12 protein-coding genes and 1 pseudogene are annotated in these 11,590 nt (G+C 67.3%); 5 read left to right on the top strand and 8 right to left on the bottom strand.

What is annotated here, in order from left to right; translation table 11 throughout:
• Nucleotides 1-55: 55 nt before the first annotated feature.
• A complete protein-coding gene (locus tag NQ152_RS12640; protein ID WP_257524244.1) occupies nt 56-1,057 on the bottom strand; it encodes an SGNH/GDSL hydrolase family protein in 1,002 nt (333 codons plus the stop codon).
• A 128-nt stretch (nt 1,058-1,185) separates the two neighbouring features.
• Between NQ152_RS12640 and NQ152_RS12635 the strand changes: the two genes are divergently transcribed.
• From NQ152_RS12635 to NQ152_RS12615, 4 genes and pseudogenes are all read left to right on the top strand, one after another.
• Nucleotides 1,186-1,929: an SDR family NAD(P)-dependent oxidoreductase gene (locus NQ152_RS12635; RefSeq protein ID WP_257524243.1), complete on the top strand. Its 744-nt coding sequence runs from the start codon at nt 1,186-1,188 to the stop codon at nt 1,927-1,929.
• Between the two features lie 27 nt (nt 1,930-1,956).
• Nucleotides 1,957-2,166, top strand: coding sequence for a hypothetical protein (locus NQ152_RS12630; RefSeq protein WP_257524242.1), 210 nt, complete (start codon nt 1,957-1,959; stop codon nt 2,164-2,166).
• 357 nt (nt 2,167-2,523) lie between these two features.
• Nucleotides 2,524-3,105 carry a hypothetical protein gene (locus NQ152_RS12625; RefSeq protein ID WP_257524241.1) on the top strand — a complete coding sequence of 194 codons (582 nt, stop codon included), beginning with the start codon at nt 2,524-2,526 and terminating at the stop codon, nt 3,103-3,105.
• Nucleotides 3,102-4,093 (top strand): annotated as a pseudogene (locus NQ152_RS12615) (NAD(P)-dependent oxidoreductase). Before NQ152_RS12625 ends, NQ152_RS12615 begins: the two are co-directional and overlap by 4 nt.
• An 87-nt stretch (nt 4,094-4,180) precedes the next feature.
• Here the strand turns inward: NQ152_RS12615 and NQ152_RS12610 are convergent.
• The 7 genes from NQ152_RS12610 to NQ152_RS12580 all read right to left on the bottom strand — a co-directional run bounded on the left by NQ152_RS12610 (nt 4,181) and on the right by NQ152_RS12580 (nt 9,864).
• Complete coding sequence (locus NQ152_RS12610; protein ID WP_257524238.1) at nt 4,181-5,002, bottom strand: HpcH/HpaI aldolase/citrate lyase family protein; 822 nt, start codon at nt 5,000-5,002, stop codon at nt 4,181-4,183.
• Nucleotides 5,003-5,045: 43 nt separating this feature from the next.
• The gene (locus tag NQ152_RS12605) at nt 5,046-6,275 is read right to left on the bottom strand and encodes an NAD(P)/FAD-dependent oxidoreductase (protein ID WP_257524237.1); all 1,230 of its coding nucleotides are present in this window, start codon (nt 6,273-6,275) and stop codon (nt 5,046-5,048) included.
• Nucleotides 6,272-6,829 (bottom strand): Rieske (2Fe-2S) protein, encoded by a 558-nt coding sequence (locus tag NQ152_RS12600; protein ID WP_257524236.1) that lies wholly within the window; start codon nt 6,827-6,829, stop codon nt 6,272-6,274. Before NQ152_RS12600 ends, NQ152_RS12605 begins: the two co-directional genes overlap by 4 nt.
• Nucleotides 6,826-7,932 (bottom strand): amidohydrolase family protein, encoded by a 1,107-nt coding sequence (locus NQ152_RS12595; protein ID WP_257524235.1) that lies wholly within the window; start codon nt 7,930-7,932, stop codon nt 6,826-6,828. Before NQ152_RS12595 ends, NQ152_RS12600 begins: the two co-directional genes overlap by 4 nt.
• Nucleotides 7,929-9,068 (bottom strand): amidohydrolase family protein, encoded by a 1,140-nt coding sequence (locus NQ152_RS12590; protein ID WP_257524234.1) that lies wholly within the window; start codon nt 9,066-9,068, stop codon nt 7,929-7,931. Before NQ152_RS12590 ends, NQ152_RS12595 begins: the two co-directional genes overlap by 4 nt.
• 1 nt (nt 9,069) lies before the next feature.
• The gene (locus NQ152_RS12585) at nt 9,070-9,276 is read right to left on the bottom strand and encodes a ferredoxin (RefSeq protein ID WP_257524233.1); all 207 of its coding nucleotides are present in this window, start codon (nt 9,274-9,276) and stop codon (nt 9,070-9,072) included.
• Nucleotides 9,277-9,405: 129 nt separating this feature from the next.
• Entirely contained in the window at nt 9,406-9,864 is a 459-nt protein-coding gene (locus NQ152_RS12580; protein WP_257524232.1) for an SDR family oxidoreductase, read from the bottom strand.
• Between the two features lie 310 nt (nt 9,865-10,174).
• On the opposite strand from NQ152_RS12580, the gene NQ152_RS12575 reads away from it, so the two are divergent.
• Entirely contained in the window at nt 10,175-11,542 is a 1,368-nt protein-coding gene (locus NQ152_RS12575; protein ID WP_257524231.1) for an aromatic ring-hydroxylating dioxygenase subunit alpha, read from the top strand.
• Nucleotides 11,543-11,590 lie beyond the last annotated feature (48 nt).

Below are 11,590 nucleotides of genomic sequence, written 5' to 3'. Positions count from 1 at the left end.
CCTTTTGTCGTAGGTCTGGGATCGTGCTACCTCGGGCCAGCTCTAGCCCAAGGGATCAACTTTTTACATGCAACGCGCTATCGAAGCGCTCCAGTCGCGAACTTACGTTCTGAGCAAGAGCGACGTGACCGGCATCGTCGGGATGCACCCGATCAGCCACGAACCGGTCGGCTGGCACGAGGTCGAGCCCCGGTATGACCAGGAGGTTGCCATCTCCGGTGGCGGCCGCGAATTCGCGTACCGCATCTTCCAGCGCAGAGCGCAGGTCGCTCTGCGTGGCGCCGAAGCGATTAGGCAGGAACTCGGCATCAGCGCGCAGCACCGGACTGATCACGGCGATCGGTGCATCCGGAAGGCCTTGACGAACCGCGGTCAGGAAGGTCCTCATCGTGGCCGCGATGAGGTCCGTGTCGGCCGGGAGCGTGGAGTAGGAGTTGGTGCCCCAGGCGAGAGCCACCGCGTCGGCCTGGGAGGCCCCGATCACATCCGCCGCGGCCAACTCTCCGCGAGCGGCCCTCGCGAATCCCAGATTGATAAGCTCACGTCCCAGCCGCCGACCGCTCAGCGAGGCCCAGCCGAGGCCTGCGCGGGAGACGGACCACCCCTGTGTGATCGAGTCGCCGTACACGACCCATCGTGGCAACTGAGGTGCTGGCTCCAACGCTCCGCCAACGCCAACGACGCTGTCGAACCTGAGCTGGATCGTCTCGGGAAGGTGGATGTCGATGACCTCGCCCTCGGAACGGGCGGGCAACTCGATCACGGCTACATCTGCGTCGCGCGGGAGGGGTGCGGTCGTGGAGGATCCGTCAGGGGTATATACAACGAACTCCCCGCGCAGGGTCGGCGCTGGCCGCCAGGTCGGTTCACCCCGCCGGAAGCGGACTTCCACCGCCTCGGCCGTCCCCACAATGGAGAAGTGCACGCCCGCGGGGACTCCCGCCGTCGCCACGGTGTCGGAGGGAAGCAGCACTCGCGAGGCATCGGGCAGCCTGGAGCCCCCGTTCCAGTCCAGAGACGGCAGGGTGCCGCGCAGAAGATCGCGCACATCCGTCATAACGTGGCCTCCCTTCGGTAGGACCCGAACGTTGTCACCTTCGACTACACGCAGTATGTTACATGCAACGCACTACTCTGTGCGCGTCTCACCCCCGATGGAGTCGGCGAGGGAGTCGGGAGGGCGAAGTGGCCAGCACGACACTACGATTCGACGGGCGTGTCGCGATTGTCACCGGGGCGGGACGCGGCCTCGGCGAGGCATATGCGAGCGCGCTGGCCGCACGGGGAGCCGCCGTGGTCGTGAACGACCTCGGCTGCGATGTGTACGGTGAGGGCTCGGATCCGGAGGTCGCAGAGGCGGTCGCCGAGTCGCTCCGCCGAAGCGGGGGGACGGCGATCGCCCATACTGAAGACGTCTCCGAGTCCGAGGGGGCTACCGGTCTCGTCGAGGCGGCGCTGAGAGAGTGGGGGCGACTCGACATCGTGGTCGCGAACGCAGCGATCCGCCGCGCGCGCACACTCGCCGATGTATCCATGCTCGACGCGATGACGCACATCAAGACCGATCTCATCGGAACGATGCTGGTGACACAGGCGGCGTGGCCGCACTTCGTCGAGGCAGGATACGGCCGTCTGGTCGTCAGCTCGTCGTCGGCGATCTTCGGCAGCGACCGCGCCGTGCCGTACGCTCTCGCCAAAGGCGCGGTCACCGTGCTGGGCAGGTCGTATGGTGTGCACGCCGAGGGTATCGAGGGGGACATCAAGGCCAATGTGGTCGCCCCGTATGCACTCACCCGAATGCTGCGCGGTGTCTTCGACCACGACCCCGAGGCGCTCGACCTGCGCCGCCGCTTCGGCGGAGCGGAGCGCGCAGCCGAGACCGTCGTCGTGCTGAGCCACGAGCTCTGCCCCGTCAACGCGAACATTTAAGCGACCGGCGCCGGACAGGTGCGGCGCGTGTTTTACGGGGAGACGAAGGGCATCTGGGACATCGACCTCACGGCGGAGGAGCAACTTGCGCACTGGGATCGGCTGGACTCGGTCGACGGCTTCCGGGTCGTCGACGAAGGGACGGCCGAGTACGCCGGCGCCGTGTACACGCGGGCTGCGGAGCTCTTCGATCCGCGACCCGATCCGGTGGAGACGGCGAGCGGCTCCGGTGTCTGAGCCTGCGCGGCTGCTCGCCGACGACCCGTTCCAACTCTCCCCCTATAAGTACACCCCGTACTCACAGCTTCCCCTCGAAGGCCCGCATGCCGCGAGCCTCGGCCACGACCTCATCACGCTGGTCGTGCCCCGACGTCGGGCACGAGGCCGCATTCAACCGGTGGTCGAAGACGATCACTTCTTCGACGGTGCCATGCAGATGCCCTGGATGTCTCCGGGCGACGATGGATTGCGACCCGCGACCTCCAGCTGCTGCGCGACCCGGGTCTCACGGCGATCGCCGACCCGCCCGCCGCCGGCATCTCCCTCGGCACGTATTGGATCACCCCGGACCGCCCCGACGATCACCTCAAGTGGATGTCGGCGACGAACGCGCGCCACCGAGCGATCGGGAACGCCTATACCCATCGTCGCAACGTGTTCACGGCATTCCACGACGCCGTGGACACGGTGTACAGTGACGCCGACGTGCCCCGGGCGAGGTTCAACCTGATAGACCCCGCACCCGGCCTCATCTTCGAGGTGATCGACGCCCCGTCTGCCGATGCGCTCCCGGCCCTCGAATCGTGGCTCCTTGAGGAGCACCTTCCTGCCCGGATCCGGGCCGGGGGTGGGATCTCGTCCGCAGGCGTGTTCCGAGTGAACCCCCCGCGCATCTGGGGACACAGCGCGGCCCGGTACGCCGAGCTCGAGCACATCGGCCAGCACGGCACACAGCTGACGATCCTGTGGTTCCTGGCCGATCCGCCCGCGCAGGCATGGGCAGGCGGCTTCGCCGATGCGGCGGCGACCGCGCGTGCCTCCGGGCGCGGTGAAGTCGCCTTGGTGGCACCCTTCATCCCGCTCAAGATGGCTACGGACAGCTACATGGACCGGCTCCGTGACCCCCTGCCCGAGGCGCCTCACCGTGCGCTGCCGAGCATCCCGGATCCGTCATGAGCGCCCCGCGCCCCACCGTCGTCCAGGTCTATCCGCTCCCCCACCCCAGCGGAGACAGGCTGCTGGCCGCGCACGCCGATGTCATCCACCCCCGGACCGACGACGAAGAGTCCCTCGCGCGCGCACTCCGCGACGCCGATGGTATCCTCGTCTGGAGTCCCGCGAAGCTCCCCGCACGCCTGATCGACGCCGCCCCGCGACTCCGCGTCATCGGCACCCCGGGTTCGGGGTCGACCCGATAGACGTGGCGGCTGCCACCCGCCGCGGCATCCCCGTCGTGCACACCCAGGGCGTGTCGCCGCACGGGGTCGCGGAGTATGCCCTTGCGGCGATGGTGACAGCCCACCGCGACATCGTCGGCATGCACACGGCCCTCCTGTCCGGCGCCGTGCCCTGGCGCACGCGCCCGCAGGATTTCGCGGCGACGGAACTGACCGGCACGGCCATCGGTGTGGTCGGGTACGGCCATATCGGGCAGCGGGTCGCCCGTATGGCCTCGGCCGCGTACGAGGCGGACGTGCTCGTCTTCGACCCCCACCTCGGCGACCCGTCGTCGCTCCCGGGTCCCGTCGAGGTCGTGGGCTCGCTCAACGAACTGTGCGAGCGCAGTCTCTCTGTCACGCTGCACTGCCCCCTCACCGACGCCACCCGGGGCATGATCGGCGCGCGTCAACTCGAGCTGCTCGGGCCGGACGGGGTGCTGGTCAACGCCGCGAGAGGCGGCATCGTGGATACGCCTTCCCTCTGTGCGGCACTGCGCGCCGGCACGCTCAAGGGGGCCGTCGTCGACGTCTTCGACGGGGAACCCCCCTCGGCATCGATGCTCGCCGAACTCGCCGCCACGCCGAGGCTCGTGGTCACCCCGCACGTGGCGGGCGTCACGCACCAGGGGAACGAGCGCATCTCGCTCTCGGTGGTGGAGGACGTGCTCGCCGCTCTCCGAGGCGAGCGGCCACGGGTCCTGGCCAACCGTGAGGTCCTCGGCTGACCGCAGCGCACGTGTGGGCGAGCGTATGCGGACGGTCGGGGTGCGTATCGCTGGGTGGGGCCGGCGCGATGCCGGCCCCACCGTCGCTCACGCCCGGTCGGCGGCCTCCGCCGCGCCGGCCCACAGCTCGCCGAGCGCGCCGGATAGCAGCGGCGTGTCGACCCATGCGAGCATCGCGAACCCCTGCTCCTTCAGCGTACGCAGCTGCGCGACGCGCGCTTCCCGGCTCACGGCGACGGACGCGGTCGCCGTCGTGAAGGAGATGACATCGTTCTTCCTCGCGGCATCAAGCCCCCGCTGTACGGAGTCGACCACCTGCGGGTCGGACACCTGGAGGGGGATGCCGAGATCCTGCGAGAGGTCGCCGACACCGATCCAGATGACATCCAGCCCGGGCACGCTGGCGATCTCCTCGAGGTTGGACATCGCGATGCGGTCCTCGACGATGACCATGACGATGATCTCCTCGTTGGCGGTGGTCCAGTACTCGTCCCATCCGGCTCCCGAGTACTCCGCGGCACGGACATAGGGCGACATCGCACGCACGCCGACGGGCGCGTAGCGCGCATACGACACGGCGCGCTCGGCATCCTCGCGGGTGCGCACGTGGGGCACGCAGATGCCGATCGCTCCGTGGTCGAGGACGGCCGCGATGTCGTCCACATTGTTGCCGGGCACGCGGACGATGACCGGCGTCTTCGCGATCTCCGCCGCCCGGATGATCTCGGCGGCCGAGATCGTGTCTACGCGCTCGCCGTGCTCCAGATCGGCGATGAGGTAATCGACACCGGCGAGGGCGGCCGCCTCGGCCACCTGCGCGCTGGCCGACCCGACGAAGACTCCGAGCTTGAGCTCGCCGTCCTTCATGGCACGCTTGAGACCGCGGGTGGGGTGGAATGGCATGGTCATGCTCCTGTCGTTCGGGGAGGACGTGCGGGACGATCCCGCAGTGTCAAGTGGGGAGGGGGCTGGTCCGCGAGATCGCGTCCAGCTTCTCGAGGGCCTCGCTCCAGGAGGCTCCCGATGAGATGAGGGATGAGCTGAGCAGGCCCTGCGCCGGTCGGCCGATGGCGAGCGCCCCGACGAGGCGGTCACCGGTGCGATACCACGCGAGACCGTCATGGTCGCGGATGCTTCCTGCCACTACCTCGACGTCGGCGCCTGTGGTGACGCCGGCGAGCTGGATGCGCACGCCGTACTGGTCGGACCAGACGTAGTTCGCACCGGAGAACGGCGTCGTGGTGCCGCGCATCAGATTGCGCGCGGCCGCCGTGGCCTGCTGGGAGGCATTGGTCCAGTGCTCGACGCGCATCCGCCGTCCGAACAGGGGGTTCGGCCAGTTCGCGATGTCACCGACGGCGTAGACGCCTGGCGGGCCGGCGGCGAGGCTCTCATCGACGACCACACCGTTGTCGAGGGTGAGACCCGAGCCCTCCAGCCATGCGGTGTTCGGCGTGACCCCCACGCCTGCGATCACGAGGTCCGTCTGCAGCCTCGAGTCATCCGTGAGACGCAGCGTTCCGGGCGCTGCCACTCCGGCGACAGTGACCCCCAGCCGCAGATCTGTTCCGTTGCCGCGGTGCAGATCCATAATGGCATCGGCCATTTCGGGACCGAGCGAGCGAGCGAGCGGCGTGCGCTCCAGCTCGAGCACCGTCACCTCGATGCCGCGCGAACGGGCCCCGGCCGCGAGCTCGGAGCCGATGAAGCCTGCTCCGATGACGGTCAGGTGACGCGCCCCGGCGAGTCGCTCGCGGATCGCTATGGCATCGTCGATGCCACGGAGCGCGAGCGGGTCGTGAGGTGCGTGACCCCATCCCCCGAGTCGTCGAGCGGCGACCCCCGTCGCGATGATCAACCCGTCGTAGGGGATGGAGTCGGCTCCGACGAGCACCCGGCGCGCGTCGAGATCGAGACCGGTGGCGGCGTGTCCGAGGCAAAGGTCGATCTGCAGGTCGCCGTACTTCTCCATCGGGCGCAGCAGCGTGCCGCGGGGGTCCGCGTCGCTGCTGACGACGTCCTTCGACAACGCCGGCCGATCGTACGCGGGATACGCCTCCTCGCCCAGCAGGACGATCTCACCGTCGAAGCGCTCCCGGCGAAGCGTCTCGGCCGCACGAAGTCCGGCAATCCCCGCCCCGACGACGACGACCCGGCGGAGTCCGGCGATGCCCTCGCTCATCGCGCTCGCCGGAAGGACAGGACGACGAACTCGTCATCGATCTCGAGCGGCATGACCTGGGCGGTGTAGGGCCCGGCGACGCGGTGGTTGACGGCGTCGACGTATCCGCCTTCCGTCTCGACGGCGACCGCCTCGGCCGCCTCGATCTCCTCGGCCACGCGACCGCCGCTCTCCACGCCCACCTGGAATGCGCGAGCGGGCGGGTATCTGTTCGGATCCGTGTTCACCGCGGGGTCATACCACGACTCGCCGGTCTTGATGTCGAACTCCCACCCGTGCCACGGGCACACGATGAACTTCTTTGTCTCATCGAGCCGCACGTCGCCGGGACGGCTGGATTCGACGAGGCCGAGCACGTCGCCCTTGCATAGCTCCCCGCCGCGGTGGGGGCAGTAGTTGAGGATGGCGTGGAACTGGCCGTCTACCCGAAAGATGCCGATCTCCTTGCCGTCGACCTCGACGATGATGCGTGAGCCCTCGGGGATGTCCTTCGTTCGCGCCACGATGTACTTGCCGTCGCGGCGCCGGGTCGCCGGCGGCCTCTCGAGGGTCATCGTGTGCCGCCGTCGAGCCGGTACCACTCGCGTGCGTTGCCCGACATCACCTTGCCGCGAACGCCCTCCGGGAGGGCGCCTAACAGCACCGCAAGGTCGTCGCCGTGATCGTGCGGATAGTCGCTCGCGTACATCAGGATCTCCTCCGAGCGCAGCCATCCGATCACCTTCGCCAGGTCTTCGGGATCGGACGCCGCCAGGGGCGCCGTGCTGAAGCGCACATGGTCGCGGAGGACTTCGAAGGGCCGGCGATCGAGCCACGGCACCTCCCGGCGGATACCCTTCCAATTGCGGTCCAGGTCCCACATCCAGGCAGGAACCCACGTGAATCCGCTTTCGAGAAACGACAGGCGCAGATCGGGGAACCGCTGGAAGAGACCCTCTCCGAGGATGCTGATGATCTGGGCCTGGAAGATCTGCACCTCGGCGGAGTACTCCTCGGCCACCCAGGAGGGGAAGCCCGACGGCGTCGGGGCGAGTCCCTCGTTGCTCCCGCCGAAGTGGATGCCGCCCACGATGCCGCTGCGTTCGAGCGCCTCGAACACCGGCCAGAAGACCCGCTTGCCGTAGAGCCGCCCGCTCCGGGCGGGAAGGATCGCCTGGACGAAGCCGGAGTGCGAACCCATGCGGTCGATCTCCGCCGCCATCGCGGCGGGATCATTCGGGCCGGGCAGTACCAGGGAGGCGCGGAGTCGGGGCTCAGGCTCGAGCCAGTGCTCGACGAGCCAGTCGTTGACCGCCCGGGCGAGGGCGACCGAGAAGTCGGGCGGACCCCCGTCGATCGGGAAGAGGCAGGTGAGGATCGCGACATCCGCGCCGCCTGCATCGAGCACGTCGCGCTGGATCATCGCCAGGTCACTGGCGGGGGGCCGCCCGTCCTGGGGGCGCCAGTCCGCGCGTGCGGCGAGGCGCATGTTCGGCGGATACGTCGCGGCGAGCGAGGGCCCGTACCACTGCTGCTCTGTGATGTGCTGCACCCAGACTGGATCGAGGTACGGCAACAGCACACTCGCATCGGGCACCGTCGCGTGCACATCCACGTCGACGGTGGGTCCCGTCCAGTTTCGCCGGACGCCGGTCGGCGCCGTCTTCGCAATCGTCATGCGGCGGCCCTCCCCGGGAGCTCGAGCTGGTACAGGGCGTGCGCATTGGTCTCAAGGATCCGCCGTTTCACGAGCGGGTCGAGGCCGCGGGGGAGGCTCTCGAACGGGGAGTCCATGTCCCAGTGCGGGTAGTCGCTCGAGAACATCAGCCGGTCGCCGAAGCCCTCCTTCGAGAAGAGCCCGTACACCTCGTCGAACTGCTCGGGGTACTCGGGGTCGAACGCGGGCTGGGTCGTGAACCAGAAGTGGTCTCTGAAGTACTCCGACGGCTTGCGCTGCAAATGGCCGACCTCTTCGCGCATCGTCTCGTACGCTGCATCCATCCGCCACGCCAACGGCACCGCCCAGCTCCACTGCAGCTCGATCAGGACGATCTTGAGGGTCGGGAACCGGTCGAAGACCCCATTGAAGATCATGGATGAGACGAGGCCCTGCGCGTATGAGGACAGAGATGTGCGCGCCTCGAAGTAAAATGTCCACTCCCCCACCCCGGAACGCAGGCTGCTCACGCCGTGCACGTGGATGGCGACGGGAAGATCCCGATCGACGGCAGCCTGGTAGATCGGCCAGTACATGGGATCCCCTGCGGGCCGCTCGAGGTGCGTGTCCATGAGCACCTGGACGTATCGATCGCTCGACCCCGCCACCCGATGCACCTCACCGGCGGACCAGTCCGGTGCGGTGTGCAGCGTGTTGATGGAGGCGAACCAGCGAGGGTCGGAGGCGAGCCATTCGGCGGCGTTGTAGTCGTTCAGCGCTCGCGTCCGCTCGATCTGGAGGTCGAGGGGGTGGCGACCGGTCGTGCCCTTGATGTGGCTGATGATCGCCGCATCCATGCCGTATTCGTCGAGCAGCTGGAAGCGGGCGAAGTCGGGATCGCTCCCGCCCATTCCGCCACCGGGGGGAACACTGTCGAGGCGATTGGCATTCGGCCTCGCGGTCAGGCGGACGGGAGACGCGGACGACGCCCCACGACCCCAGCCGACGAGCGATGCGTAGTCCCGCCAGCGCTGCGACATGTACGCCGTCAGCGCAGACGCCGGCGGATTATTGTGCACGTCCGTGTCGATGACCAGGAAGTCCTCGAATCCGGCCGGACGGCCCTTTGCGAGATACGTTGCGCCTCCGATGGGCATGTCAGTTCTCCTCTCCCGCCGCGCGGGTGATCGCGAGCACGGGGCAGTCGTCCATGGCACGACGGGCGAGATTCTCCTTGCCCTGGGGAACGACGCCGTCGGCCAGCAGTACGGCGTAGCCCCACTCGTCGAGTTCGAAGACCTCGGGGAGGTGACGCGCACATGCGCCGAATCCTTCGCACAGCTCCGCGTTCAGTGTGAGTTTCATGTCGCCCTCGTAGATCGGGCCGCCTTGTCGACGACCCTGTCAGACAGTCTCATTCTGTGGCGAGACTTATGTGATGTCAATGCTTTTACGTGCAGTATGTAAAGTGCAACCAGGTGTATACGCAACCGACTAACTGGGATCGAGGTCGCGGTAGGCGGACCTCTTAGTCCCTGTGGGCGGTGCGAAGCGCCGGTAGTCGTACGGCCCGGGGCTCAGGTATCCGCCGTCGACCGCGAGCGTGTGTCCCGTCACCATCGCCGCCATATCGGAGAGCAAGAAGATGGCGCCATTGGCCACATCCGCGTCAATCCCGCCCATCCGGTCGTCCACGTCGGCGATGGCGCGCACTAGCTCGTCGTCATCGAGCACGTTGGCGGTGACGGCGAATGCATCCCCTCCGCGGTCTCGGATCCGGGCCGCCACCGGCTCGACGCGCAGAGGGTCGAAGTCGAGCGCGGCCACCCTGGCACCCGCCGCGCTCGCCACTTCGCAGCACGCCTCACCCATCCCGGGACCGGCACCGATGACGAGGACGGATTGGCCCGTCAGGCCCAATAGCGAGTCGACCATGTCGGTCCGCACCTCCACACGGTGACTGTCTTGTGCGCGGTGCGGCTGCCGTCGCGCCATAATCACCGCTTGCATGTTGCATATTACACGGGGCATTTAAGATTCGCCCCCTTTTCATATTGCATGTAGATCTTGAAACTGGAATCACTCTTGAGTAACCTAAGCGGAGGCTCCCGCACGGGGAGCAGTTCCACGGCAGCAACAGGTGTGTTTTGACGACGACGTCGCAGTACCGAACCCGGACGCCGACGTCTTTACGCCGCCCACTCCACGACATGCAACCCGCGACGAGCCACCGCCGCACCGGCCGAGCCATAAGGAGAATCGCGTGACGATCAACGACGACATCCGCATCTACCACGCCAATGCGGAGAAGCACCATCTCAAGTTCCCCGAGGGCACCGAGTTCCCGGAGCTCTACGAGCTCACCGAGGAGGAGTCCCTCATCCCGGTGTCGGAGTACACGTCTCAGGAGTTCCTGCAGCAGGAGCTGGAGAAGGTCTGGTACCGCAGCTGGCAGGTCGCGTGCCGCCAGGAGGAAGTGCCGAACACCGGCGACTACTTCGAGTACAACATCGGAACGCAGTCGTTCCTTGTGGTGCGCGGCGAGGATCACGTCATCCGGGCATTCCATAATTCCTGCCGTCACCGCGGCACCCTCCTCAAGCTCGGCACGGGCAACGCGACGAACCTCACCTGCTCGTTCCATGCCTGGTGCTTCTCACTCAAAGGGGAGCTCGTCGACATCCCCGACCGCCACCTCTTCCCCGGCGTGACCAATGAGGCGTACAGCCTTCGCGAGGTCGGCTGCGACCTCTGGGCGGGATTCGTCTTCATCCACCCCGACCCCGAACGGGCCGCGGCGCAGCCGCTCCGAGAGTTCCTGGGTCGCGTCGCCGTAGACGTCGACGTCTACCACATGGAGAGCTATCGGGCGACGATGCAGGCGAGCATCGAACTCAAGTGCAACTGGAAAGCCGCCATCGAAGCGTTCATCGAGGCCTACCACGTCTCGTTCACGCATCCGCAGATTCTGGCGTACCTCGATGATGTGAACACCGTGCTGGAGGTGTTCGGCGACCACAGCAGGATGATCGTCCCCTACGGCGTCCCCTGCATGCGCCTCGAACACGTCGACGAGGCCGAGATCTACGAGTCGTACTTCAACAAGTCGGCGACATCCTTCCGGCACAAGTCGGCCGCAGGGCTGCCCGACCATCTCTTCGACGAGCACGGCGAGTGGATGCTCGACGAGCCCATCCGCGACTACATGATCGAGCACCACGCGACTCTCGGCCGAGAGAGCGGGCACGACTACTCCGAACTGACCCGCGAGCAGCTGGTGGACGATTACGACTATCACATCTTCCCCGGCTTCAAGTTCAATTCGCACGCCGGCGCCGCACTCGCGTTCCGTTCGCGCCCGCACCCCACCGACCCCGACCGCTGCATCTTCGATGTGTACAAGCTGGTCTGGCCGAATGAGAACGAGTCGATCCCCGAGCCCGCCCCGTGGATGAACGTCGACATCTCCCAGCAGAGCATGGGCCTCGTGCTCGACCAGGACTTCGGCAACCTCGAGAAAGTGCAGCGAGGGATGCACGATTCCACCCTCGATCACGTCACCTTCGGCGCGCCCGAGGTGCGGATCGCCAACTTCCACAAGGTCATACACCGGATGATCGCCGAGGACTGACAGACCGTCGGCGAGCGCCTGCGCACCGGCATGACACCCTACGAAGGA

It is taken from the genome of Microbacterium sp. zg.B48 (genome assembly GCF_024623505.1).
Classification (GTDB): Bacteria; Actinomycetota; Actinomycetes; order Actinomycetales; family Microbacteriaceae; genus Microbacterium.
Note: the sequence above shows the minus strand (reverse complement) of the source record. Positions and strands in the feature narration are given on the sequence as shown.

Excerpts from the sequence above, each read along its gene's own strand:
- NQ152_RS12605 (WP_257524237.1), bottom strand. The coding sequence starts at position 6,275 with ATGAGCGAGGGCATCGCCGGACTCCGCCGGGTCGTCGTCGTCGGGGCG.
- NQ152_RS12600 (WP_257524236.1), bottom strand. The coding sequence starts at position 6,829 with ATGACCCTCGAGAGGCCGCCGGCGACCCGGCGCCGCGACGGCAAGTAC.
- NQ152_RS12595 (WP_257524235.1), bottom strand. The coding sequence starts at position 7,932 with ATGACGATTGCGAAGACGGCGCCGACCGGCGTCCGGCGAAACTGGACG.
- NQ152_RS12610 (WP_257524238.1), bottom strand. The coding sequence starts at position 5,002 with ATGACCATGCCATTCCACCCCACCCGCGGTCTCAAGCGTGCCATGAAG.
- NQ152_RS12625 (WP_257524241.1), top strand. The coding sequence starts at position 2,524 with ATGTCGGCGACGAACGCGCGCCACCGAGCGATCGGGAACGCCTATACC.
- NQ152_RS12590 (WP_257524234.1), bottom strand. The coding sequence starts at position 9,068 with ATGCCCATCGGAGGCGCAACGTATCTCGCAAAGGGCCGTCCGGCCGGA.
- NQ152_RS12585 (WP_257524233.1), bottom strand. The coding sequence starts at position 9,276 with ATGAAACTCACACTGAACGCGGAGCTGTGCGAAGGATTCGGCGCATGT.
- NQ152_RS12640 (WP_257524244.1), bottom strand. The coding sequence starts at position 1,057 with ATGACGGATGTGCGCGATCTTCTGCGCGGCACCCTGCCGTCTCTGGAC.